The sequence below is a fragment of the Sedimentibacter sp. genome (genome assembly GCF_038562225.1).
Classification (GTDB): Bacteria; Bacillota; Clostridia; order Tissierellales; family Sedimentibacteraceae; genus Sedimentibacter.
The window spans coordinates 411,695-436,492 of record NZ_JBCFAS010000003.1 but is presented as its reverse complement, the minus strand read 5'-3'; the positions used below and the strand labels follow the sequence as shown (position 1 = coordinate 436,492).

Annotated in this window: 19 protein-coding genes, 1 tRNA gene and 1 pseudogene; 1 reads left to right on the top strand and 20 read right to left on the bottom strand. The window is 40.4% G+C overall.

Annotation, left to right across the window (positions count from 1 at the left end; genetic code table 11):
* The first annotated feature begins 5 nt into the window (after positions 1-5).
* A complete protein-coding gene (locus AAGU76_RS13835; protein WP_342486095.1) occupies positions 6-401 on the top strand; it encodes a DUF2500 domain-containing protein in 396 nt (131 codons plus the stop codon).
* 77 nt (positions 402-478) lie between these two features.
* On the opposite strand, the gene AAGU76_RS13830 is transcribed toward AAGU76_RS13835, so the two are convergent.
* From AAGU76_RS13830 to AAGU76_RS13735, 20 genes and pseudogenes are all read right to left on the bottom strand, one after another.
* The gene (locus AAGU76_RS13830; protein WP_342486094.1) at positions 479-1,252 is read right to left on the bottom strand and encodes a hypothetical protein; all 774 of its coding nucleotides are present in this window, start codon (positions 1,250-1,252) and stop codon (positions 479-481) included.
* A gap of 73 nt (positions 1,253-1,325) precedes the next feature.
* On the bottom strand, positions 1,326-3,266 hold the full coding sequence (locus AAGU76_RS13825; protein ID WP_342486093.1) for an FAD-dependent oxidoreductase: 1,941 nt from the start codon (positions 3,264-3,266) through the stop codon (positions 1,326-1,328).
* A 172-nt stretch (positions 3,267-3,438) separates the two neighbouring features.
* Complete coding sequence (locus AAGU76_RS13820; RefSeq protein WP_342486092.1) at positions 3,439-4,671, bottom strand: S41 family peptidase; 1,233 nt, start codon at positions 4,669-4,671, stop codon at positions 3,439-3,441.
* 293 nt (positions 4,672-4,964) lie between these two features.
* The gene (locus tag AAGU76_RS13815) at positions 4,965-6,128 is read right to left on the bottom strand and encodes a M20 family metallopeptidase (protein ID WP_342486091.1); all 1,164 of its coding nucleotides are present in this window, start codon (positions 6,126-6,128) and stop codon (positions 4,965-4,967) included.
* 9 nt (positions 6,129-6,137) lie between these two features.
* A complete protein-coding gene (locus AAGU76_RS13810; protein WP_342486309.1) occupies positions 6,138-7,508 on the bottom strand; it encodes a Na+/H+ antiporter NhaC family protein in 1,371 nt (456 codons plus the stop codon).
* A gap of 128 nt (positions 7,509-7,636) precedes the next feature.
* Entirely contained in the window at positions 7,637-8,551 is a 915-nt protein-coding gene (locus AAGU76_RS13805) for a LysR family transcriptional regulator (RefSeq protein WP_342486090.1), read from the bottom strand.
* Between the two features lie 461 nt (positions 8,552-9,012).
* Positions 9,013-9,879 carry a 4-hydroxy-2-oxovalerate aldolase gene (locus AAGU76_RS13800; RefSeq protein ID WP_342486089.1) on the bottom strand — a complete coding sequence of 289 codons (867 nt, stop codon included), beginning with the start codon at positions 9,877-9,879 and terminating at the stop codon, positions 9,013-9,015.
* Between the two features lie 213 nt (positions 9,880-10,092).
* Positions 10,093-11,478: a hypothetical protein gene (locus tag AAGU76_RS13795; protein ID WP_342486088.1), complete on the bottom strand. Its 1,386-nt coding sequence runs from the start codon at positions 11,476-11,478 to the stop codon at positions 10,093-10,095.
* Positions 11,479-11,895: 417 nt separating this feature from the next.
* Complete coding sequence (locus AAGU76_RS13790; RefSeq protein WP_342486087.1) at positions 11,896-12,759, bottom strand: MurR/RpiR family transcriptional regulator; 864 nt, start codon at positions 12,757-12,759, stop codon at positions 11,896-11,898.
* 186 nt (positions 12,760-12,945) lie between these two features.
* A pseudogene (locus tag AAGU76_RS13785) lies at positions 12,946-13,565 on the bottom strand (integrase core domain-containing protein).
* Positions 13,566-13,903: 338 nt separating this feature from the next.
* Positions 13,904-13,976 (bottom strand) — tRNA-Arg (locus AAGU76_RS13780).
* Between the two features lie 226 nt (positions 13,977-14,202).
* The gene (locus AAGU76_RS13775; protein WP_342486086.1) at positions 14,203-16,086 is read right to left on the bottom strand and encodes an S-layer homology domain-containing protein; all 1,884 of its coding nucleotides are present in this window, start codon (positions 16,084-16,086) and stop codon (positions 14,203-14,205) included.
* 27 nt (positions 16,087-16,113) lie between these two features.
* On the bottom strand, positions 16,114-17,307 hold the full coding sequence (locus AAGU76_RS13770) for an ABC transporter permease (RefSeq protein ID WP_342486085.1): 1,194 nt from the start codon (positions 17,305-17,307) through the stop codon (positions 16,114-16,116).
* Positions 17,304-18,032 carry an ABC transporter ATP-binding protein gene (locus tag AAGU76_RS13765; RefSeq protein ID WP_342486084.1) on the bottom strand — a complete coding sequence of 243 codons (729 nt, stop codon included), beginning with the start codon at positions 18,030-18,032 and terminating at the stop codon, positions 17,304-17,306. Before AAGU76_RS13765 ends, AAGU76_RS13770 begins: the two co-directional genes overlap by 4 nt.
* Positions 18,029-19,741: an efflux RND transporter periplasmic adaptor subunit gene (locus tag AAGU76_RS13760; protein WP_342486083.1), complete on the bottom strand. Its 1,713-nt coding sequence runs from the start codon at positions 19,739-19,741 to the stop codon at positions 18,029-18,031. Before AAGU76_RS13760 ends, AAGU76_RS13765 begins: the two co-directional genes overlap by 4 nt.
* A 133-nt stretch (positions 19,742-19,874) precedes the next feature.
* Positions 19,875-20,921, bottom strand: a complete 1,047-nt coding sequence (locus AAGU76_RS13755) for a HAMP domain-containing sensor histidine kinase (RefSeq protein ID WP_342486082.1) — start codon at positions 20,919-20,921, stop codon at positions 19,875-19,877.
* The gene (locus AAGU76_RS13750) at positions 20,918-21,589 is read right to left on the bottom strand and encodes a response regulator transcription factor (RefSeq protein WP_342486081.1); all 672 of its coding nucleotides are present in this window, start codon (positions 21,587-21,589) and stop codon (positions 20,918-20,920) included. Before AAGU76_RS13750 ends, AAGU76_RS13755 begins: the two co-directional genes overlap by 4 nt.
* A 76-nt stretch (positions 21,590-21,665) precedes the next feature.
* The gene (locus AAGU76_RS13745; RefSeq protein WP_342486080.1) at positions 21,666-22,073 is read right to left on the bottom strand and encodes a hypothetical protein; all 408 of its coding nucleotides are present in this window, start codon (positions 22,071-22,073) and stop codon (positions 21,666-21,668) included.
* A complete protein-coding gene (locus AAGU76_RS13740) occupies positions 22,066-22,620 on the bottom strand; it encodes a hypothetical protein (protein ID WP_342486079.1) in 555 nt (184 codons plus the stop codon). Before AAGU76_RS13740 ends, AAGU76_RS13745 begins: the two co-directional genes overlap by 8 nt.
* 8 nt (positions 22,621-22,628) lie before the next feature.
* Positions 22,629-24,752, bottom strand: coding sequence for a hypothetical protein (locus tag AAGU76_RS13735; protein ID WP_342486078.1), 2,124 nt, complete (start codon positions 24,750-24,752; stop codon positions 22,629-22,631).
* Positions 24,753-24,798: the final 46 nt, after the last annotated feature.

Sequence of the window (24,798 nt, the reverse complement as noted above, 5' to 3'; positions counted from 1 at the left end):
AAATAATGACAGATTTTTACAGTCCCTTTGGTTCTGGATTCGGACTCATGTTCGCCTTTTTCCCAATAATGTTCATGATAGTGTTTGGCGTCATAATATTTACCATCATCAGGAACATTTCAGTCAGCATGCACAACAGCAGGCAGCCTGTCATCCCGGTTGAAGCAAAAATAGTATCGAAAAGATACAATGTATCAACTCACCACCAGCACACAACAGCGGATGCTGCATCACCGGGATTTCATACCAGCAGCACCAGCTACTACGCAACCTTTGAGCTTAACAACGGTGAAAGGCTTGAATTTCAGATTCCTTCAAACGAATTTGGAATGCTGGCCGAAGGGGACTACGGAACACTTTCCTTCCAGGGAACCAGATTTGTGAGCTTTGCAAGGATGTAATGATAAAACGACAAAATAAAGGTACAGCCCGGCTGTACCTTTTATTATGCTTAATGTAAATTCACGTATACAGAAAACTAGCTCTGGCGAAATGTCAGGGCAATCAAATTGATATAGATGTTCATTAGAATGTTGTCCTGCTCTGTACCGTTCCCCTCAAAGCAAAATGAATAATCAGCTAGCGATGACAATGGATGAACGGTACTGTTCGTAAGCAGGACTACTTTTTTAATCTTATCTTTTCCGGAAATTATTCCCTTCTTGTACACATTGTCCCCGATCCTGCAATACTGCGTATAGAAAACAATTGTGCCGTCTTCAAGACAGTCCAGCTCTTCATACTGGTAGTTGGGATCCATGAATGCGCTGTTTTCTATTCCTCGCAAGGTCAAATCCATCTGAAGCCTCCAGACGCCCTGAGGTATGGGACATCCTAAAAACACAACCTTCCTGCACGAATTGATGTCCTCGGCCAATTTTTTGATTTGCTCCTTGTCGATTGATTCATGCAAAGATGTTATTCTCTCCTGCAGGCTGTCCATATAATAATCTATGCTGCACCCTGTACTGTTTCTTGATGCATGCACAGGAATGTAATTGCCGTCAAACATATAGTTGTCCTTGGTCTGGCTTGCCAGCAGCGGCAGCTTTGACACTGTCATGGGATACGACATCATCCTGAAGAAACGGTTTAAGGTAGACAGCGAGACGTTGCATAAATCCGCTATTTCTGCGGATGTCATCGCGTCCAGCAGCCTGTAGTTTTTCACAAGGCATTTTGCCACACTGTGAAAAATGCTTTTGTGGTCATAAGTGTTGTACATTTGTATAAGTCCCAGCAAGTTTATCATCTGTTCCTCCGGAAAAAATAACTGATTAAAATTTTTAACATTATATCATTTCATGATAAAACAATCAAAGAAATTATTTGTTCAGATAAGCTATTGCGTTCTGACCTGCCAGTCTTCCCGAAGTATATGCAAATCCTAAAGTTCCTCCCTCGAAGTTCACATAGGATTTTCCGTACATTCCGCCTGCATCTGCTCCTGCTACATACAGCCCCAAAATTGCAGCTCCGTTTTCATCAACTGCTTCTATTTTTTCATTGATGGCAACACCGCCTAAAGTGCTTAAGTTACGCGCCACATACTTTACTGCATAATATGGTCCTTTCTGCACAGGAATAAAACTGTTTGTGTCTGAAAAGAACATGTCATCTTTGCCTGACCTGATTGCTGTGTTGTATTGTTCCACACTTTCAGCAAAAGTGCCTTCATCAATTCCCATGTTCTGAGCCAGCTCTTCCAATGTGTTTCCCTTGAAAACAACCCCTGTGCCTGTTGCTGCCTCCAGCAGAGGAGCATAATCCTTCGGTGTATTTTCTTTTTCAATCAGCTGGTCCGTATCATTTGGCTCGTTAAACTCCATGTAGAAATTTCTGTTACCCTTGAATGATCCGAAGTGATCTTCCACAGAAACATAGCCCTTTTCAGCAATCTGTTCCAGTACGCCTGTATCCAAAACCAGGTACTCAGTTTGATTTGGCTGCATATGCACCTGTGCACCGTGGGTTGCAAAATCAGTAACCGTGGTTTCATCACAGAATCTCTGACCAAGCTTGTTGACCCTCAAATGCGGATAAAACGTAAAATCCGTCACTGAAAAGAAATCATCGCCCAATGCGCTTATTAAAGCTCCAAACTCTTCGCCGGTAAATGTCTCCCAGAAGTAATGGGCTGTTGCGGTGCCGTACTCTGCGGCTCCTGCACTCCAAGCCATTTTTATGCCATCGCCTGTGCATGAAGCCACTTCACCGATAGTATACTTGTCACCGAACTGTTCTTTCAGCATATCCACGTTTCCGCCGAAACCGCCGGTTGCTATTATAACAGCTTTTGCGTTTATCTTTAGTTTGCTGCCGTCCTCTTTTGTCGCAATTACTCCCGTTACTTTTCCGTCTGCGTCTGTAATTAGCTCAGATGCAGGAGTGGAGAACATTACAGTGCCATTGTTGTTTTCAAACTGTTTTATGAGCTTCGTGATGGCTGTTATTCCTCCTTCATTGTATCCGTGAAGGGTAGAAGGCCTGCCTATGTTGGCAAAACTGAATCCGCTTCCTGCATCCACCAGGTTTAGCTGCATTCCGTTTTCTATGAGCCAGTCAACGGTCTCGCTGGATTCATCAATAATTGTTCGAACCAGGACAGAGTTCATGTAGCCGGCAGAAGCCTTCATATATTCGTTAAAAAGCCATTGCTTGTCTACAGTCTTGCCGGCTTCTTGCTGCAGCGAACTTTCAGCTGCAAACATTCCGCCTGCCAGTGTGCCTGCTCCCATTGGGCTGGCCGTCTTTTCCAGCAGCAATACACTGTTTGATCCTTCGCTTGCAGCCAGTGCTGCTGAACTGCCGGCAGCGCCTGCACCTATGACCACCACATCATAGGATACTTCTTCCACCTTGTCTGATGCTGCACTCACTTTTGCTGCCTTCAGTGACTCCACGTCTCCTCCAGCCTGTTTCACGCAATCCTCCACAGCTGATAAAATTGCTTGGCTCGTTACTGTTGCGCCGCTGACAGCATCAATTGCCAGCGACTGATTTAAAACTATTTTTTCCGGAATAACCTTAACAGGAGCATCTGCTATTCCAGCGGTTTCCTTATGTTCAAGTATTTTTACCGCATCGATTTTTTCTCCTGTGAATACAACTTCTACTTTGACATCTCCGTTCTTCCCAATTGCACTTGATGTATAAGTGCCTTCCTTGTAAACGGATTTGCTTTCCTGTTTTGTGCATGCTGCAAATGAAAGTGCCATTGCCATGCACAGCGAAACAACGCCAATTCTCTTCAATATTTTTTTCACTATAATCCTCCCTAAAAATAAAATTCGCAAGTCTTATGCAGTGATAATTTTATCACAATCAGCTTATCTATTTTCTTCTAGGTAAGCATGCACCGGTCTGGTTTAGACAAAATAAATCTAGCTCAGACATTATCAAAAAAATTGAGCACCCTTTACAGATGCTCATTAAATGTTATTGACTTACTTTTCCTTTTAAAACTTCAACTGCCTTTTGGAGCTGGTTGTCGGTGGAGTAAAACTCGTAACCGTATCCCTTTGCATCCTCCGGAAGCTTGATTTCAATATCCGGTTCAATTCCTATGCCGTGGATGTTGACTCCGTTGGGAGTGAAGTATTCAGACACGGTCATCTTGATTCCTTCCCCATCGCTGCCGAACCTTTGAACCCTTTGAACTATTCCCTTTCCGAAAGACTTTGTTCCGATAAGCGTTGCTCTTTTTGTATCCTTCAAAGCTCCTGCCATTATTTCCGAAGCGCTGGCGCTTCCTTCGTTGATGAGAAGCACTATAGGAAGGTCTTCTGCTTCCTTATCAGACTTGAAATACTCCATTTCGCCGGCCTTGGTCTTCGTGTATGTCACAACGCCTTCACCCATGAACATGTTAGAAATGTCAACAGTTGCGTCAATGATTCCTCCGGGGTTGTATCTTAAGTCTATTACAAGGCTCTTCATTCCCTTATTCTTCAAATCCTGGTATGCAACCTTGAAATCTTCCGCAGTCTGCATGTCAAAGGTGGTTATTCTTATGTAACCCACTCCGTCTTCCAGCATTGCCGGCTTTATAGTCTTGATCCTTATTTTTTCCCTGTTGATTTGAATGTCGAAAACCTGCTGTCCGCCGTCGGAATTTTCTCTTTGAACTGTAATGGTGACGCTGGTTCCCGGCTCTCCCTTCATCACTTTCACCGCATCGTCAATTTGCTCGGCGGTGTATTCAGTGCCGTTTATTCTGATGATTTTGTCTCCTGTCTTAAGACCCGCCTTTTCTGCAGGTGTATCTTCTATCGGAGATACAATAACTATCTTATTGTCATCACTTGCTGTTATGTAAACACCTATTCCTTCGTATGACCCTTCTGTGTCCTGCATCAAGGCAGCAAACTCCTCCTTGGACAAAAACTGCGTGTAAGGATCTTTCAAAGCCTGCAGAGTACCCTCAAGAGCCCCTTCAAGCATCACGTCCTCATCAGCCTCATACAAGAAATCATTTTTAGCAATCTGCATTATGCTTTCCTGCTTCGCATACTTGTCATACATACCCTTCAATTCAGTGTAAGCATCTTTTGATAAAACAACCTTTTGTCCTATTTCAACCAGGAACACATTCCCCAGAGTCATAGTCAGAAAGGAAGTGACAAGAACAACCACGATAATAGTAAGAATATATTTTTTTCTAGATACCATATACTCACTCCCGACAATTAATGTTAAGCCCATTTTTGCGCTTATACTTATTTATATGCCGCACTGCGCTTTTTTATCATAGATAATTGGAACAATGCAAAACAACATAATTGTAATTATAGCATAGTTTAAAAATAAGTAAAACAGTATTTTAAATTCATTTAATTTCACCTCTTCTTAAAATAAAAAGGGTGTCAATCATACTATAATATAATTAACACCTTTTTCTTTTAAACTACGTAACCAAATCTACCATGACTATGAATGTTGCATTCCGCCATATGACCCGGTGATCACATCATGGATTTGGTTTTACTGAATTCTTCTTTTATTTCATTTACTAAATTGTCTGTTTCTACCAGGTCATAAACAGTTGCAGCCAGTATTTTTGAAGCATTTATCATAGCATCGTGACCGCGTTTTGTCTTCCCCTCATCAAGGAAATCCTGGGAATGAGATGACGCATTTTCATCCACAAATGCAATCCTGATGACAGCTCCGGGCAGCAGGTATGTAACATTGCCGAAGTCCGTGGAACCGGTTTTTTCTCTGGCAGATTTCATTGCAGGAGCATTTATCAGCTCTGCATTTTTCATCATAAGATCATTGAGCTTGTACGACGGTACTTTGCTTTCCAGCCTTTTTTCAGTCTCAATCTCAAAGGTAGTTTCAGTCATTAAAGCAGCTCCCTGAACAATCTTGTTGAATCTTTCCTTAACTTCATCCAGATACCTTGAACTGTAGGACCTGAGGCTGAATGAACCCACAGCTTTGCCAGGCACAACATTGGCCGATCCTCCTGCATCCAGCACCGTATAGTGCATTCTGGTATCTTCCGCCACATGTTCCCTTAAAAATTCCACTGCATTGAATGTCAGCAGCAGAGCATCCAGCGCGCTTCTGCCTTGCTCAGGCTTTAAGGCCGCATGTGAACTGGTTCCGTGGTATGTGACCTTGATGCTTTCAGCAGCCAGGGATTTCACGTCCACCTGGGTCGACGGTCCGCCATGCATCATAAGGGCAACATCCAGCTCCTTGATGAATCCTTCCTTAAGCATAATTATTTTCCCGCCTCCGCCTTCTTCGGCCGGAGTTCCGTAAACAGTAAGCTTAAAATGTTTGCCGCAGCATAAATGTTTAATTGCAGAGGCAGCCCCCAATATTGCAGGCCCCTGCATGTGGTGACCGCATCCGTGCCCCATGGGCAAGGCGTCATATTCACAAAGAAGTCCTATGTTTGGACCGCCTTGGCCGTTTTCATACACTGCCCTGAAAGCGGTACTTAGACTTCCCAATCCCCTTTCGACCTGGAATCCTTCTTCTTCCAGGTAATCCTCAAGGACCTTGCTTGCCTTTACTTCATTGAAGGACAATTCAGGGTTGTCAAATATATAATCTGCTATTTCAGTTAATCTGTCTTTTTGCGCAAGTATGCTTTCAAATAATTGTTCTTTCATTTAAACTCCTTAGATTGGACCTAAATTGATGATCTGTGCTCCGAGCATCAGCACGCTGCCTGTTGCAACCCAAATCAGGAACAGCTTCCACATGAATTTCATCCATCTGTCGTAAGGGATGTTTGATGCACCCAATATTCCCATGAGAGCCGTTGATGTGGGCAGAATGTAGTTGCAGAATCCGTCACCGAAGTTGAAGGCAAGTATGGATGTCTGCCTTGTCATTCCAATCATGTCAGCCAGTGGAATAAATATTGGCATTACAGCAGCTGCCTGTCCGCTTCCTGAAGTGATGAACATGTTGATAATTATGTTTGCTATATAAAGGAACGGACCCTGCAGATATTTCGGAAGTGATCCCAAAGCCTGTGCGAATGCATGTATTGTCGTATCCATTATGACCCCTGCAGTTAGAACACTTGATACACTCCTTGCAAGACCGATTATCAAAGCAGCCCCGATCATCCTCTTAGAACCGTTTACAAAACATTTGGCAATTTTGCTGGGTCCATATCCTGCTGCTATTCCGGCAATGATTGCCATCCATACAAATGCTGCTGCTGTTTCTTCCAGGTCCCACTCCAGCTTGATTCCGCCGTAAACGATAACTCCTAAGACAGCAAACAATGTAAGTATAACCATCCACTTTCTTGTGGTCATGGGTTCATCAAAGCTTTCAGCATTGCTCTGGCTGCTGTCCAGTTTATCCAGATCATACATGGGGCTCAGTTCAGGGTTAAGTCTTATTTTCTTTGCATATTTCACCAGGTATATGCTGGTTATGATAAAGAATACCACAAAGCTCACAGTCCTGTATCCTATTCCGGAGTACAGCGGTACTTCAGCAATCTTCTGAGCCACTATGGTTGTGCTTACATTAAGAGTTCCGGTTGAAAAACCTACTGCACCTCCAAGAAGTATTATGCCTGCGCCCACAATAGAGTCAAAGCCAAACCCCCTGGCGATCATTACCATGATTGGTGCGAATCCTATGAATGTATTGACTCCCTGAGTAGTGCATATCAAAGCAAAAACCAGCGCCAATACCGGTATGAACACCGACTCCTTAGTTGAATACTTTTTCGCAAACATTGCTATCAGTGACTGCAATGCTCCTGAAGTGGTTATCACGTCAAAAGCTGCACCGGAAAATAGTATTACGAAAATAAGACTTGCAGTTTTTATGTAGCCTTCAACGGCAAACTGCGGTATTTTTAATGGATTAACAGGTGCGCTTTCAACGTACTCGAATGTATTGGGGTCTATTACCTTCATACCTTGAGCATTTTCTACCCTTGCATATTGTCCTGCCGGTATAATCCAGGTCATAGCTGCGGCAAAAATAACAACGATTGCAACAATTACCAATGAGTGCGGCATCTTAAAGCTGCCTTTTTTAATTTTTTCCAATATAACAACTCCTTTAAATAGTTTTAGCTAAGCTACTGACAGTCTATAATGGAAAAAAATTTTTGTAAATGTTTTCAAATTTATAGCTGCTATTACATTTATTTATTGAGCAGCAATGTTTTTATAGATTCCACGATATTCATGAAATTCGGTATCCGGCTGCTGTTTTTCGTATAAGCAATGACCAGCTCTGATGGGGTTTTGTCCTGCTTTATGTTTAAGTACATAACATTATATACGTTCATGTTGTCCGCATAGCTTTCCCTGTTGAAGCCAACGCCCAGATTTCTTGAAACCATGGTTATAATGGTCTCTATGTTCTTTATTTCTATAATTTTCTCAGGTTTGAAATTTTCACTTTTAAAGAGCAGCTCGCATATATCTCTCAGGCTTTGTCCTTTGTGCGGGAGAATCAGTGTTTCATCCTTTATGTCCTCTATGTTTATCCATGGATACTTGTCAGTTTGATTCCAGATGGTTTTGCTCCTTAAGCTGCTTAAGCTGTTGATGGCAACGAGAATCTTATCTTCCTTAATTCGTTCGTATACCAGATTAGATTTTCTATCAAGGCAAGTATAAATGATTAAATCCAGCCTGTTTTCTTCTATCAATTTTTCCAGTGTTGAAATATCCCCCTCCTCAAAAACAATTTCAATATTCGGGTGGTTTTGTTTAAAAAAACATATTAAGTCGGCTACTATAAATGGAGATCTCCTGGATTGAACTCCTATTCTAATCCTTCCGGTAACCCCTTTGCCGTACAGGCTCAGTTCCAGGTTGAACTCATCCTGAAGCCTTAACATTTCCCTGGCTTTCTCCACATACCTTTCGCCCATGTATGTCAATACCAGCTTATTTTTTACCTTAACAAAAAGCTGAACCCCTAGACTCTGCTCCAGGTTGCTGATATACGTGCTCAGTGCCGGCTGTGTGATATACAGCTGGTCTGCAGCCTTGGAGATGTTTCCCGTTTCAGCCAGAGTGCAGACATATGTCTGTTCCTTCAAATACATTTCATCACCTTCTCGTTCAATAGAAATATAATGCAAATTTATAGCTGCCATAAATAAAACATATATCTTCATTCGCATACAATGAATTTATGTAACGGTCATTAAAGTTTGACTTAGTATAACATAAAAACTCAAAATACGTCCATTACAAATTAATTTTGTTAAAGAGCATCTAATATGTATTCTTATAAAGATAGTATCATTTGACTTTAAACTTCAAATAAATTTTACGTTAAAGTAATCCATTAATTCTCAATTAATCAAGATATATAAGTATACATTTGCCTATAACATATGTCCAACTTCATTTTGAATTATCGTATTTCTAACAAAAAATTGCCGACGAGATATTCGGCGGCAACCTAAAACTATCTATTTTTTACCTTTTGAATTATTTTCTATATTACTATAGTGCTGTCTCTATCTAAGAAACAACATCCAATGATATCGGACAATATAGCTTATTCCAGATTCTTTAATATTTGAGGCAATTCGCCCGAGAAACCTTCGGCAATTTCATTACTTCTTAATTCCTGGGGCTTAAGCATAAGAGGTCGCAAACTTTTTTCAGCTATATGGTTTAGTAAATTAAAATCAACTCCGGTGTGTATCCCCAATTTTTCACAAACCGCAACGATTGCTTGCAAGTTTCCATTTCCACCTCCTTCGCCTAACCCTTCAAGCGTTCCATCAATATAATTACATCCTGCATTAACACCTTCTACAGCATTTGATACAGCTAGTCCAAGGGAATTATGAGTGTGAATCCCTAATGGTATAGTAACTGCCTTTGAAACTGCGCAAACCCTATCGGAAATATCTTTAGAAGTCATAGCTCCTATTGAATCACCAATGTAAATAAAATCGGAACCCGCATCCTGAACTATTTTTGCTTGTGTTGCTAATTCATTCGGAAGGAGTATATGAGAAGCCATGAGGAAAACACATGTCTGTAAATTCATTTTTTTTGCAGCTTGTATAAATGGTATTGCACTATCAACTTTTGTACAAAGTACAGCAATTCTAACCAAGTCCAAACCAACATCTGCTCCTTGTCTTAAATCGTTAAGATCACCTATTCCAGGAACAAAGAGCGTTGCTAATTTAGTTTTTTTCAATACTCCTCTTGCTGCCTTTAAAAGGTCAATTGTATTTGTACAATTATGTGGTATACTACCTCCTAACCCTGTACCAAGCCCAACTTCAACAGCATAGAGTCCAGCATTGTCAAGCTGGGAACAAATATTTTTTACTTGACCCGGTGTAAGTTGTTCATTGAGTGCATGGTTTCCATCACGTAATGTAGTATCTATTACCTTAATTTTCATTTTAATTATTCTCCTATTTGCTTGATTTATTTGACTACTTATCTTCAACCAACTTAATAATATTACCCTTTAAATAATAACCAACCATACTGTTTTGTTTGAACTTTATGTTCCAACAATAACTTTTTTAGTATCAATATAAATTTTTATATATTCTATTTGAATTTTATAAATCTAGACTGTCAATTTATAGAAAATATAATAATTAAATAATTAAGTAATTATTGTAGCAATCGTAGCACCTAAAAATGCGGCAGCAAGAGTTATTATCGTTGTAACAATAAATGTAACAAAATAACTTTCTTTATAATCGCTACCCATAACTTTTAGAGTTGTCACCAGTCCACCATTATGCGGTAGTGAATCCAATCCTACGCATGACATACAAGCAACACGATGAAACAATTGAGGGTCAAGTCCTAACTTAATAAAATGTTCTGAACAAGAACTCATAAATATCCTTAGGCCACCCAACCCTGATGCAGTAATACCTGCAAGAATATTCACAGATATCACAGTAGAATAGTAAGGACTTATTCTCAAATTTAATGCAAAGTTTCTGAATATATTATATGCTTCAGTATAGGATACAACAGTACCAAATGCTACAACAGAACCAATAAAGAATATTGGACCAAGTCCAGACTGAATCCCTTTTGTTATGGTACCCATTATATCTGGTATAAATTTTCTGAAAACGACAATGCAGTAAAGTGTTACCAAAATTAGCGCAAAAGAAACAGCATCATTCGAAGAACAAATACCATTAGCAACCACTGTATAGTTTGAAATAATAGATAACACAATGGTCATAATAGGTGCTATAAGCGATAGAAAAAAAGGCGGGAGTTCTTCAGTACTGTTTACATCGTTTAAATGAATTGCATCTGTATCATTGTTTACAACAAAATGTTCACCCCTTGCTATTGCTCTTTTAGAACTCGTTTTAAGATATATATAACAAGCAGTAAATGTAAATACGGAGCAAATAATTCCCGTAAGAGGTGCCGCCATAATTGTTGTTCCTAAATACGGTGTTGGTGTTAGATTATGTACAGTTGGTATTCCAGGTAATGTACAAACCGTAAAAGTGGAAGCTCCTGTAAAATAAGCGCCAATTAAATACTTTCTTGGAATATCTGCTTCTTTAAATAAATTTATTACTAAAGGAAATACAGTAAACATACAAACAAAAGCACTGATACCACCAGCCGTCAAAACTGTTGAGGCAATTATTGTAATCATAATTGCATTTTTAGCACCAAATCTTTTACTGACACCATAAGCAATTGATTTTGCTGCTCCACATTCAGCCATAATAGTACCAAATAGAGCTCCCGTAATGATAATAAATAGATTTGATGAAATAAAACCAGATAATCCGGTAGCAGCAGAATATGTTCCACCTTCTAAAAGCTGTGGAATTCCTAAAAAGTAGCTTTTGAAAGCTGTAAAAAAGTTTGAAAAATTACTACTTGTGTTATTTGTAATGATTACAACAATAGCAGCCAAAAATGAAGTCTGTATAACTCCCCATCCTCTGTAAACAAGGAAAATAAGCAAAGCTAATGAAAAAATCGTTCCTACTACTCCAATCATATTTTAACCTCCTTAAATTTTAGGTACAAGAAATCAAATGCTTGAATAAAATCATGATTTTATGTTCCAATATTATCAAAATCATTACTATAAGTAAATAAAAACATTGCAATACTGCAATTGTTTGATTTTTACATCAATTGTATATTCAAATATTTGAATCATGTAACATAGTATTTAGAAACTCGAACAGAATTTGTCCATAGAAACCTTAAAGAAAAGAATGTTAGATTTGCAGCAGAGAATTATATAGATCTAGAAGTATTATATGTTGGATATTCATACGCTAAACATAACAGTCAAAGGATTAATTAAACGAAAAGTCATAAGGTAGTGTTGTAAAGACTCCAAAATTTGGGTGTTCGAAAAGCATAGATGATTAATAGATATATCTGGATAAACCAAATTTAGGCAAGATTAATATCTATTATTTTGTGTGATTGAAACAGAGTGACCAAGATAATTTGTGAGTTCATCATGATGTAAATTAATAATTGAAGCTTGTAAAGATCCTATTATTGCGACTTCACAAATAAAAGCAACTGGAATACATCTAATGTCATCTGGAATCCTTGAATTATAGCAAAGAAGTACATCAGATATTTTTGCAAGTTTTGACGTATTAAAACCAGTTATAGCTATTATCGCTGCATGATGACTTTTAGCAATTTCAATTGCGTCAACAGTAAGTTTAGCGTCCCCAGAAAAAGCAATTCCAATAGCAACATCTTCATGGCTTATATGAGCAGCAGATGTCAAAGCAAGATTAGGATCTGAAAAGGTATAACATGGAATTCCAATTTGCCAAAAAAGAAATTGAGCAAATTGAGCTGCGGTTATATTTCCATCTTGTGTGTATACATATACCTTTTTTGCTTTGTAAATTTTTTGAGCTGCATATTCAATTATTTTTGGATCAAGCAAATCAAAAACATCCCCTATCATTTGTTGATAGATTATTTTTGTTTTTTTTAAAGTTTCTGAAATATTATCACTTTCTTGAAATATATTAGTACTATTAACTAGGTTTGAAGCTATGTTATGCTTTAATGAAAACCTAAAATCAGAATATCCTGAATATCCAAGTTGTTGGCAAAATCTCGTTATGTTTGCTGAGTCAATATTCAATTTTCTTGCAAGTTGAGTAATAGAAAGGTTATATACTTCAGAATCATGTGTTCTTAAATATGTAACAATTTTTTTATAGGTCCTAGGCATACTGTCAAAGGAATCACTAATATTACATAATTGATCAAATTTGTTTAATTTATTTGTGTTCATAAATCATCCTCCTTGTCTTTGATTAAAAAATAACAAACCTTCATTATATACAGAAAATTTATATTTAACGTTCTATACATTCAAGTTTTTATACTAATTAAAATAATACTTCACAAATTGTTATATTTCAAATCTGGATCTGTGTCAATATAGTAGACACAAAAAGATTAACTTTTTTGATACCACTCAGGCAGCTTCATGAGCAGCCTGTGGAGTCATATAATTTATAGCACCATGAATCCTTTTACGGTTGTACCAGGATTCAATATATTCAAATATTGCCTTGCGGGCAACATTGAAATCAAAGTATCTGTGATGGTTTACTTCTTCCTTTTTAAGTATGGAATGGAAAGACTCAATGCATGCATTATCATAGGGGTTACCTTTCCTACTAAAGGAATGGATAATTTCTTTTGAGGATAAATAGTCCTCAAACAAACGGCTGGTGTACTGTGTACCTAAGTCGCTGTGCAGAATAATGCCTTTTGTATATATTTTGATTTGTATTGTTCTATAAGCAACGACTTCTTTTATCGTTTTCTTGCGAATATGGCGGTAGCTTTTTTTAGGATTTCATTCTCCATCTCAAGTTCAACAATGCGTTTTTTCATTGCTTGGTAATCCTTAGCGGTCATTTCCTCATTATCAGCGACCTTGACTGGAGTTAATTGTTTAATCCATTTATATATCGTTACTGTTGCTACACCATACTCACTGCTCAGGTAAGCTACTGAGCTTCCTGAATTGTACAAATCTACAATCTGTTGTTTAAATTCATCCGTATAACGGGTACCATTTTTGGACATTGTTTAACACGCACCTTTCATTGTATTTATATTTTATCGTGTTAAACTTTTCGTGTCCACACTTATATACTAACACCATATTAAATAAAGTCACACTGTTTATGAATATAATTACCAACATACAATTTACAAAGAAACGTCATCACTAATCAGTTACATTGTATTAACTATTTAGCTAATCAAATTGTTTTGAAAAATTATTTTTATTATCGTAAATAATTTAATTAGAATTTAATAGTTTTCACTAAATTCAAAACTATTCCCTGTAGGCGTTAAAACAATAGGTGTTAAATAACATGTTTGCATGTTACTTAACACCTTCTATTTGTTGCAATCAGTGAGCCATGAGGGATTCGAACCCCCGACGAACAGATTCGAAGTCTGCCACTCTATCCCCTGAGCTAATGGCCCGTGACTAATAGATTATATTACAAAGCCATGATAATTTCAATAGTTATTGCAATAAATATTTCATGTTTTGAATTGTTGCTCAAATATATACTGTTAAAAAAGTCATATAAAAAATATAAAAGGCAAAATACCAGCGCTTACAGTATTTTACCTTCTATAATTACACTTGAATCTAACAACAATATTACTTCGCAAAATCAGCTGCTGCATACCGGCGAAGTCTATGTTATTTTTCAACTGCGACTATGACCCTTATGCGTCCCCCTGCCGGATAAAGTGTATCGTAATATCCTGTAAGGGTGTATGAGCCCGTGTTGATTGCCGAAAGCTGTGTCAGGCTGAACTCCGAACTTGTCTCGGAAGAACGCAGGTATACCTGAACATTTTCGGATACCTTGTAAGTTCTGTTTTCGCCTGATGCCAATAAAGCAGAAACTTCATTAAGAGCTGTGCTTGAAAGATTTCTCATGCCTGTTATCTGCCCGTTGGTATAGTAAAAGACAGCTGCTCCCCTGCTGACATTGTAAAGCTTGTTGGTTGTGCTGAGAACTCCTGAAACGTCGTTAACAATATATTTGTATGTTCCGCTCATTAGCAGGTCTTCGCCAAGTGAAGTAGTTTCCGATTTTTCTGCATCGGTTATCAGACCATATGAATACATGTCTCCTGTGACGTCTTTCAGTATGAGATGGCTGATCTCCTTATTATCATTCAATACGTAGTAAGATACATTATCTGACTGGATTTTTGCTCCGTAAAGTCTCGATGGATAAACAACAGACCATTCCCCGTCATCAGCAACATCCAATATTTTTATATCATCTGCAAAAGCATATCCTCCGAGTTTTGCTCCGGTTGAACTTATGGTGCCTGAAAGACTTTTGGCTCCTGTTTTCGTCACGGTAAGTTCACCCTTCGTATTGCTTACAGTCACTACGTTTCCTGTCTTATAATAATTGTTTGTCACCGGGTATTCTCGAACCACACCGTCTGTGCAGGCAACAGATACGACGTAATCTGCCTTGCTGGAAGAACTGTTTAGACTGTAAGTGGAAAGCCTTGAATCCGAAACGACAACCCCGTAATTTGAAGAATCCACGTCTCCGTACTCTACAACGTCAACAACATCGCCGTCCATGCCCATGAGCAGGGCTACAGTATCTCCGATGGAAAATTCACCGGAAGAGGAAACCTTTAGTTTTGCTGCAGAAGTACCAAGGCTGTAGCTGTTTCCGGCAACCGTAATCGTATCGGGTGCAAAAGTCCCCGGCGACGCAGCTGTATAAGTACCGACGATTCGTTCTGAATATATCCAAACTGTATTGGTGTTGGTATTGTAGTAAATCACATCGCACTGGGCGGCAGATTTGTCAGATGATATTTTTCCGTTGCGGTAGACAGAAGCTCCAGAAATGTCAAACGGAAGTATCAATGATAGATTTATATCCTTGACGACATAAGGTCCTTCAATGTCTTTTTTCAGCAAATCCGAATAGTCTATTTCACCGTTGGAATTAACCGTATATCCAAGTGTTGTGCCGTAAACTGCACCATTTTTGTCCACTGCACCCATCAGGTTGTAAAAAATATACATGCATTCGTTTCGGGTAAGGACACATCCCTGCACCAGAGCTGTTCCTGAATTGAGCTTCAGTGATTTGAACTTTGAAATCTGAGCGCCGGGGTAGGTTCCTTTTAAATCAGACGACTCATAGCCAAGGATCTTCAGAACTGCAGAAGCAGCTTCCTCATAGGTTATAGTGTTGTCGGGACGGAATGTTCCATCCGAATAGCCCAGCATCCACCCTTCGTCTACTGCAGTCCTGATGTAATCCGAAGCCCAATGGCTGTACTTAACGTCCTTAAACGGTGAAAATCCGGAGCTGTCTTCGACGGTATCCCTGTAAACCGATGCTGATACCAGCATTTTTGCAAATTCTGCCCGGGTAACAGAATTCGAGAGGTTCAGATTTCCGCTTCCGTCCCCTGTCATTATTCCTAAGGCAATCACGGTTTGCTCCGCTGTTTTGTAATCTGTCGCTGCATATGCAGTGGATGCTGCTGACAAAACAAAACAAAGGCAAATGGCAGCTGCAATTATTTTTTTCATATTTCATTTCTCCTTAATGTTTTATAGTTACTCATAGCGCAAAGCGTCTATGGGATTGAGCCTTGCTGCCTTTCGTGCAGGCAGATATCCAAACAGTATGCCAATGCCTACAGATACGCCAAAAGCCAGCAGCACAGACCACATGGACGGCGTAATAACAAGATCAGCCGACATCATCCTTGAAATGACAACACTCCCCAGTGATGACAGCATGTAGCCGATGGCAATGCCTATTACACCGCCTATGGCGCTGGTTGTTCCTGCTTCAATTACAAACTGGAGTAAAATGTTGCCGTACTGGGCACCCAGAGCCTTGCGTATGCCGATTTCCCTTGTCCTTTCGGAAACGGACACCAGCATGATGTTCATGATTCCTATGCCGCCTACAAGTAGTGATATGCCAGCAATCACAGTCAATACAGTTACGACAATGTCTATCATGCTGGTCATCATGTCAAGCATCTCAGACATACTCATCAGAGAATATGCGTCCGTGCTGCCGAATTTTTTGTACAGCACCGCATTCAAGGCATCCTTTGATTCCTTGACCTTATCCTCTGTGACCATGGCAAAGGAATAACTGCTTATGGTGCCTGTTCCTGTGAGCTTGGCTGCCGTAGTATATGGAATGAAAATGCAGTCATCGCTGCTTCCTTCCGTGCTGTCAGCAATCTCATCGAGTACGCCGGTTATTATAAAATAGTCGTTATTGATCTTAATGGTCTGCCCCAGCGCATTGCCGGAAAACCATTCATCAGAAATATAGCTGCCTATGACGCACATCCTGGTACGGTTCAGCACATCGGCATACTTTATGAAGCGTCCCGTGGCCATGGTAAACATCTTCATTTCGCGGTAATCCTCGCTTACTCCTGAAACACTGGTGTCCTCCAGCTCCTCGCTGCCGACCTTTACCGTTCCCATTACATTCACAGTAGGTGACATGGATGTGAAAAGTTCAGGATTTCCGTCAGCCGCAGCATACATATCATCGACGGAAATACTTCTGTTGCTGCTTCTTCCGGACACGTTGACTGTCAGGATGTTCGTTCCCATGCTCTTGAAGTTATCCACCATGTAGTTTTCCATGCCGTTGCCTAGCCCTACTATGATGATTACCGCCGCCACACCGATGATGATGCCCAGCATGGTAAGAAAAGACCGTGCCTTGCTGCTTAAAATGCTGCGAATGGCAAGTTTGAAAGTCCGCGTTATTTTCATGATGTCATTTCCTCCGATGGTTCATTAAATGTCTTTTCTTCAGATGTCTGACCGTCATGGATAACCCTGCCGTCCTGCAGCCGGATTATCCGCTGCGCCTGCATGGCAATGGAATTGTCATGGGTAATAAGCACAATAGTGTTACCTTCCTTGTGCAATTCCTTTAGCAGTCCGAGTACCTCTACACCCGTCTTGGAGTCAAGGGCACCGGTAGGCTCATCGGCAAGAATCACAGATGGGTTTCCTGCCAGAGCACGTGCAATGGAGACCCTCTGCTGCTGACCGCCGGACAGCTGATTGGGGTAGTTTTTCAGTTTACCCGACAAACCCACTCTCTCAAGCGAATTCAAGGCCCGCTCACGCATTTCCTTATCAGACAGACCGGCATAGAACATGCTCAGTTCCACGTTTTCAATTACATTAAGCTTAGGCAGCAAATTGTACTGCTGAAATATGAACCCTATCATTTTATTCCTTATGAGGGCCAGTTCCCTGTCATCCATGTTGCCTACGTTTCTTCCGTTGAGAAGATATTCGCCGGATGTGGGTACGTCAAGGCAGCCGATTATATTCATGCAGGTGGACTTTCCGGAACCTGACTGCCCCACGATAGCCACAAATTCTCCAGCATGAATTTTAAAGGATATTTCATCAGCAGCCCGGACGACAGTATCTCCCATATGATATAATTTTGAAAGTCTGTTCAACTCAATAAGCGGCTTCATTGCAGATTACCCCCGCCCGGTCCTGCCGGTGTTTCCTGCCCGCCCCTTTGCGGGAATGCAAAACCGGTAGTCTCAGGAACTGAATCTTCCATGTATGCAATTACATCCCCTTCTTTTAGACCATCGGTGATTTCAATGTATTCATCGTCACTTATTCCTGTGGTAACCTGCCTGTATTCAAAGCCTGCAGGTACACCTTCTTCCTGTGAAGCAGCATTTGTCTTAACTAGAATCCTGTTTCCCCGTGAAAGTGCATCCACCGGAACCACAATGGAATTTGAATGCGATGCAACCACTATCTCAGCCTGCACATTCATTCCCGGCAGCAAATTCTCCTTTTCATCAATGCGTATCTCTACAGGATAGGAAGTGGTTCCATTGCTGGTGGTACCGTTGATGTTTACCTTTGTCACCACCCCTTCATATGTCTCTCCGGGAAGGGCTTCAGCGGTGACCTTGACCTGCTGACCCACCTTGACCTTTGCAATATCCAGTTCATCCACATTAAGAGTCATGGTGAGATATGAAAGATCAAATATTACGCACAGGGTTTCCCCTGCTTCCATTGTATCCCCCGTCTTATAGTTCTTTTCAATAATCGTACCGGCAATAGGAGAAGTTATGGTGTAATCCTCAAGCTGCCTGTATTGGTTTTCCAGGGAAAGCTCGCTGCTTTGAAGAGAGTCTCCGCTGTTGGCAACGTCAGTCTCCAGGCTGTCGCTTGACAGGGCGAGAATTGTCTGATTCTTGGAAACACTGTCTCCCTCTTCATAATATATGGCTTTAACTTCTCCTGAAACACCAGCTGTAACAGTTGATTCACTTTTATATGCGAACGTTCCGCTCCCGTTGCAGGCAACGTCGCCAACCATAGCCGTGGCTGCCTGATCCGGATAGATTCCTCCGGGATTTTGCACTTCGATGGTGACATAGCGAACAAGCATATTGCCGTCAAGACGTTCATCCACAGCACTTATATCTTCAACCCTGCCGTTTATCTGCTCAAAGGTGCTGTCAAGCGTAACAACGGCAGTCTGACCAACAGTAAGATTTACTGCGTCATTGGTGCCAAAGGGAATCACCAGACTCATTGCGGTGCTGTTTCTTACACGGGCAACAGTCTGTCCGGCTGTAACCTTGTCTCCTATATCCACAAGAAGCTCTGTGACCGTTCCTGATTCACCTGCCTTGGCATTCAGGTCATCAAGAGAGCTCAGCTTCTGACTGTAATTTCTCTGGCTCTGAGAAAGTGACAGCTTGCTTTGTTCAATGTTTATGGATATGTCTGAACTGTCAATTTCAAAAAGAATTGTATTTTTGTCAACCACGTCGCCTTCTTCAACAGGAGCATTGAGTATCTCACCTGATAGCAGCGTCGTTACGGTATATGAATCTGCCGGCTTCAGTGTGCCGGTTCCGCTTAGCGTCTGAGTTATGTCCTTTTTGCCCACCGCATAATTTGCATAGCTGCTGCCCTCCTGGGAAGATGATTCCCTGCCGAAACCGAATGCAGTCAAACAGACTGCTCCTACAAGTATGATTGCAGCGATGAAAATCACACCTTTCTTGTTGCTTAAGCGGATTTTTCTCATGATGAAAGCTTTGTTTTTCTTTACAGCGTCACCGCTTTCACCCGGATATTCTTTATTTTCATCAACAGCAGAATTGAACACATCTTTGCCCTTGTCATCTGATTTATTTTTGGACATGTTAAAACCTCCTCCATATTTTGCATGCTTATTCTGTACGCCATATATTACAACAGAAAAATAAACTGTAAATAAACTGAGGCAAAAAAATAAACGCATCACTATTTTTCAATGCAATGCGTTTTTATTTTATTCAACAGCCCACAGGAAGTCTGACACAGAAAACCGTTCCTCTGTCAGGCTCACTTTCAAAGGTGATTGTTCCTCCATGCAAATCAACTATCTTCTTGGCAACAGCCAGTCCTATGCCATTGCCGGAAGTAGCATGGGACTTATCGGCCTGATAAAACTTATCAAAAATATGATTTTTAGAGTTTTCATCGATGCCGCATCCGTTATCCATGATCAGGGCTACCGCTTCATTTGCTTCCTGCCTGAGCACCACCTCCACAGTTCCGCCTTCATCTGAAAATTTTATGGCGTTATCAAGCAGGTTAACCCATACCTGACTGAGCATCTCCTTATTGCCACGCATGTTGAAATCCTGTATATCTGCATTTATTTCAACATTTTTCTTGGAAAACTTCGCTTCAAGAATGAGAATGCATTGTCTCAGATGTTCTCCTGCATTGAAATCATTTCTTTCTGTCAGAATTGACTGCGTTTCGATTTTAGACATGTACAGCACATTGGTGGCCAGAGAAGCAAGCCTTACGGATTCATCAATGATGATATCCAGATATTCATCCCTTTCTTCCTGTGTTAAATCATCGTGTTTGAGCATTTCTGCGAAACCCTTTATGGACACTATGGGCGTCTTGAACTCATGGGAAAAGTTGTTGACGAAATCCGAGCGCAAAACCTCTATGCCTCCAAGTTCCTCCGCCATCTGGTTAAAACTGTCAGAGAGCTCCACAAGTTCAGGCGGCTTGGTAATATTCAGCCTCACGGAGAAATCACCTCTCGCCAGCTTGTTTGTGGCATCTATTATCTTTCTTATGGGCTTCAGGAAAACAGGTCCCGTTATAAAAGACACCATTGTTCCTATTGCAACACTGAAAAGAAGTGGAATAATCATGAAAAAAATGCGGTTATGGGGCTGGGTCACGTCTATGAGCCCCATCTTAACCGACAAAAGCACAATAAAGGAAATAATTGCTGAAGTAATTAAAAATATAGAAAACGTCAGAAACGAAAACGCAATGGTCAAGCCAATTCTGTTGAACCTCATTTTTTTCATTTTTTCACCGCCTTGTAACCGAGACCTCTGACTGATACCAGTTCGAATTCCGGATATCCCTCAAATTTCTTGCGCAGCCTGTTTATATGTACATTCACAGTCGTATCTCCGCTTTCCGTTTCCATTCCCCATATTTCGTCCATAATCTGAATTCGTGTAAATATCTTGTCCGGATAGGAAAGCAGCTTGTACAGCAGATAGAACTCCTTTTGAGGCAGCGTATGTTTTTCATCACCGCGAGTGACAGTCAATGCATCATAATCCAGGGTAACGCTGCCTATTACCAGTTTACGTTCGTTGACAATCTGTGAGCGGCGCAGAAGTGCCTTGATTCTTAGGAGCATTTCCTCCGTATCGATGGGCTTTGTCATATAATCATCCGTTCCCACGAGAAAACCCAGTTTTTTATCCTCAGGCAGCTGCTTTGCGGAAGTCATCAGTATGGGAGTCATATCTCCTGCGCCCCGAAGCTCTTTGGCAAAAGAATATCCGTCCATATGAGGCATCATGATATCAAGCAGGATAAGATCAATGTGCTCCGAATCCATCAGTTCAAGCGCCTTCTCCCCATCTGCGGCAGTGAAAACCTGGTAGCCGTCCCTCTTTAAGACTGCTTCCATCAGCTTTCTAGCATGCTTATCATCTTCAACCACTAAAATCTTAAACATAGATGCCTCCGACATTTCCTCATGATGCTTAATTATACTCCATTATACCATAATTTGCACTAATTTTGTCTGATTATCATTCCTTCTTATTTATGATAAATATCAAGCATAAACCAGCTGACACCAAAACCATTTTTCCCAGGTTCAACTGTGTATCTTCTTCTACTGCATTTATTTGAGGGAACTTCTCAAGGTATCTTACTATGACTATGGTGCCTAGCTTTTTTACATATGCTCCGTCACTGAACTTCCTGTCATAGCCTTCGACTGTTTCACCGTTTGGAAGTGTGAAGGAATAGCTTATATTGTACATATAGTAACCTGATCTTGAACTGTTCAATTCTCCTGCTTCTCTTCTCACGTTTGTTATTGCTGCAGAACTACTTTCACCTATTATTCCAAGTAAAATTGTACTTACTGAGTACATTATCAATGAAGCACCGATCAAGGAAACAATGATCCTTCCTAATGCCTTCCTATGCATTTGTTTTTCCTCTAATTACTTTCTTAACTTCCTCGTAATTTTCTGTTGTGCAAAACAATGAAATTCTTTTTGAAAATCCCCCATAAATTAATATTGCCCTTTCATTTTCCAAATACCTTATACTTTTTATGCCTTTCCATGGCATAAATATAGCACCTTTCGATTGTGCCAGTAAGCCGGCACCTGTTACAGCCGGCTTACCAGACAATATTCCAGCCAACACTGTCAGATTGTTAACCACTTTGTTCTTGGCAGCATGTTTTCCCCCATAAAAACATTTAATTCCTTCATCAACAATGTTATATTCAACGTTATATTTCCCGCCATAAACAACTGCCACAAAACAAAAGGTCAAAACCAGCAATGCAACTATCAGAGCAACTGCATATAATGTATCTTTGTTCATTCCAGATGAAAACAAAATGAACACAAGCACAAGACCAAATGGTATACCTACAGCAATTCCCAATTGCTTTATGATTATAGAACTCTTGAAAATTGGAACATTGACTCTCCACCTTAATAATACATTCACATCTTCATCCATATAACACCTTAATCAGAACCGACTGCCTTCCACTCATAGACAAACTGTGTAAACATTTTATTGCTGCTGTATAAATTTATTTCGATTACCTTTTTGGATCCTTCGCTTCCTTCCCCAAATGTTGCTGTAACTGTTCCGCTTTGAGATTCATAGTTGTTGTCGAAGTTTGTTTCAAAGGTGGTCTTGCCATCTTCGGTGGCAAGCCTTGTGTTGTCTAACCAAGCTCCGGTTGAGCCTGAAAACTTATATGCAGACTGCGTATTCGCCGTGGTTGCTATTGATCCGTTTAACGAAATCACATCGTCTTTTTGGATTACTTCAGGAGGTATGCTCCAGTTTGCCTGAACTGTCAACGACTCACCGTTAACATAGGGCGGATCGTAATAATCGTCTGATTCACCTATGTATGTTGTTGTTACTGAATATGCCCCTCTTGAATAGCTGGGTGAATACGTGTAGGTTTCTGATTGATTCTGTAGATCCCATTCTCTGTCATTGGATCCGTCAATCACTTCAACCAATACCCAGGCGTAATCTCCTGTCGTTTTCTTTTCCTCCCTGGCATGCCCCATTTCCTTAAGTGCCTCAAAATACTTTGTCTTGCCGTTAGTTCTGTCTGAATACCAAACGCCCATAAGCTTGCATACATCTTCAATTGATATTTCACCTTCGCCTGCTGTTGCGCTTAAAGTTAATTTCTTGTCCGTATGGCTTAAAATTTTTCCCATGACAAGATACAGTTTTTCAATTCTGTCTTCCAATGTCATGCCTACAGCATACCCAAATGAGCCTTCTTTCAGCAGCCCTCTTTCATCAAACATTTTTAAAACTTTTTCATGGTATGATTTTTGCTTATCTACATCGCCTTCTTTGGCAATTCTGTTGTCGAATTCCTGCTTCAGCTTTGTATCTATGCTTTTTCTTATGGATTCCTCCTGTTCTTTTGTTAGGTCAGCAGCGCTGATTTTGTTTCTTTTGCAGTATGCTTCAATGCCGTCATAGTATATTTTATGATTTATACCTTTCATTTGGAGTCTGAGCTGTTCAAAATCTCCTGCATCCAAGTCGTAACCGTGTTCGCCGGAAGATCCGTTCTTATATGCCTGATACGCATCCTCAATACTTTTATCCTTCCAGTCTGTTATTGCAACATCAATGATTTCAGCGCCTGCAACAAGCATCTTTCCTGCAATATTTTTGCTGATGATTGCTGTAGCCAGCCCTTTAGTGATATTTTTCAGCGCTTCTTCATAATCATTTTCAGACATATCACCGGCTATTTTGCCGTAGGTGCTTGATATGGTTACCGAGTCGCCCATGAAATCTCCGTCCAGTTCCATTTGATCAAGTATGACCTTGCCTGTTGCAGAAGCAAAGTTTTCTGCAAATTCAAGCTCATCTCCGTTTGCCGCACTTACAAGCATACCTCCCATATAAGGTATTTCCTTCACCATGGTCTGAAGAATTTTTCTTGTGGTTTCCTTGTTCTCTATTCCATATGCTTCTGTCAGGGTATCGTTCAGATACCCTTCAAACTTTGCTATGAAGTTTTTCTCCTGCTCCTGTTGGGCCCATGTATTGGCAGCCATTTGCTGAGCATAAAACCTCAGCTGCTCTTCCCGTGACAGCTGGCCAACAGCATAATCGCTGAAATGATAAGTTGTAAACTCCACAATCCCGCTATCGATGTTTACACTGTCCGGTCTGAAATATTCCCAGCTTTCACCATTGTAATAAGCAGCAAATATATTTTCCTCTTTTTCTATGGAGCTCAGCTGGTCCTCGGGTATTTTGAAAATCACAGCAGCAGGCTGGTTGAGCATAACCGTTTCTTTTCCCTTTACAGTCAACGAAACAGGCTGACCAAAAAACTGAAAACCTTCAGCCTGGTAATCAGATAGCACTTCAAGCGTCATTACAACATCTTCATCAAAGGTATTTTCCAAAAGAATAATCGAAGCCCCATCAGCAACAACATCACCTACTGTTGCTTTTTCACCTGAATTAACATCTTGTTCAATGAACTTTGATGTTTCAGCTGATGTTACTTCATTGATGCTTTTCGCCGGCTTTGCACATCCGGACAGGAGTAATAAAATTCCACCCAATAATAATATTTTAAATTGTTTCATGATGCCTCCCTGTTCATGTAATAATAAAAACCATACCTGCAAAATT

Bases quoted from the DNA above. Each gene is read 5' to 3' on its own strand.
- AAGU76_RS13835 (WP_342486095.1), top strand. From the start codon at position 6: ATGACAGATTTTTACAGTCCCTTTGGTTCTGGATTCGGACTCATGTTC.
- AAGU76_RS13830 (WP_342486094.1), bottom strand. From the start codon at position 1,252: ATGATAAACTTGCTGGGACTTATACAAATGTACAACACTTATGACCAC.
- AAGU76_RS13820 (WP_342486092.1), bottom strand. From the start codon at position 4,671: ATGGTATCTAGAAAAAAATATATTCTTACTATTATCGTGGTTGTTCTT.
- AAGU76_RS13815 (WP_342486091.1), bottom strand. From the start codon at position 6,128: ATGAAAGAACAATTATTTGAAAGCATACTTGCGCAAAAAGACAGATTA.
- AAGU76_RS13810 (WP_342486309.1), bottom strand. From the start codon at position 7,508: ATGCCGCACTCATTGGTAATTGTTGCAATCGTTGTTATTTTTGCCGCA.
- AAGU76_RS13805 (WP_342486090.1), bottom strand. From the start codon at position 8,551: ATGTATTTGAAGGAACAGACATATGTCTGCACTCTGGCTGAAACGGGA.
- AAGU76_RS13800 (WP_342486089.1), bottom strand. From the start codon at position 9,879: ATGAAAATTAAGGTAATAGATACTACATTACGTGATGGAAACCATGCA.
- AAGU76_RS13795 (WP_342486088.1), bottom strand. From the start codon at position 11,478: ATGATTGGAGTAGTAGGAACGATTTTTTCATTAGCTTTGCTTATTTTC.
- AAGU76_RS13790 (WP_342486087.1), bottom strand. From the start codon at position 12,759: ATGAACACAAATAAATTAAACAAATTTGATCAATTATGTAATATTAGT.
- AAGU76_RS13775 (WP_342486086.1), bottom strand. From the start codon at position 16,086: ATGAAAAAAATAATTGCAGCTGCCATTTGCCTTTGTTTTGTTTTGTCA.
- AAGU76_RS13770 (WP_342486085.1), bottom strand. From the start codon at position 17,307: ATGAAAATAACGCGGACTTTCAAACTTGCCATTCGCAGCATTTTAAGC.
- AAGU76_RS13765 (WP_342486084.1), bottom strand. From the start codon at position 18,032: ATGAAGCCGCTTATTGAGTTGAACAGACTTTCAAAATTATATCATATG.
- AAGU76_RS13760 (WP_342486083.1), bottom strand. From the start codon at position 19,741: ATGTCCAAAAATAAATCAGATGACAAGGGCAAAGATGTGTTCAATTCT.
- AAGU76_RS13755 (WP_342486082.1), bottom strand. From the start codon at position 20,921: ATGAAAAAAATGAGGTTCAACAGAATTGGCTTGACCATTGCGTTTTCG.
- AAGU76_RS13750 (WP_342486081.1), bottom strand. From the start codon at position 21,589: ATGTTTAAGATTTTAGTGGTTGAAGATGATAAGCATGCTAGAAAGCTG.
- AAGU76_RS13745 (WP_342486080.1), bottom strand. From the start codon at position 22,073: ATGCATAGGAAGGCATTAGGAAGGATCATTGTTTCCTTGATCGGTGCT.
- AAGU76_RS13740 (WP_342486079.1), bottom strand. From the start codon at position 22,620: ATGGATGAAGATGTGAATGTATTATTAAGGTGGAGAGTCAATGTTCCA.
- AAGU76_RS13735 (WP_342486078.1), bottom strand. From the start codon at position 24,752: ATGAAACAATTTAAAATATTATTATTGGGTGGAATTTTATTACTCCTG.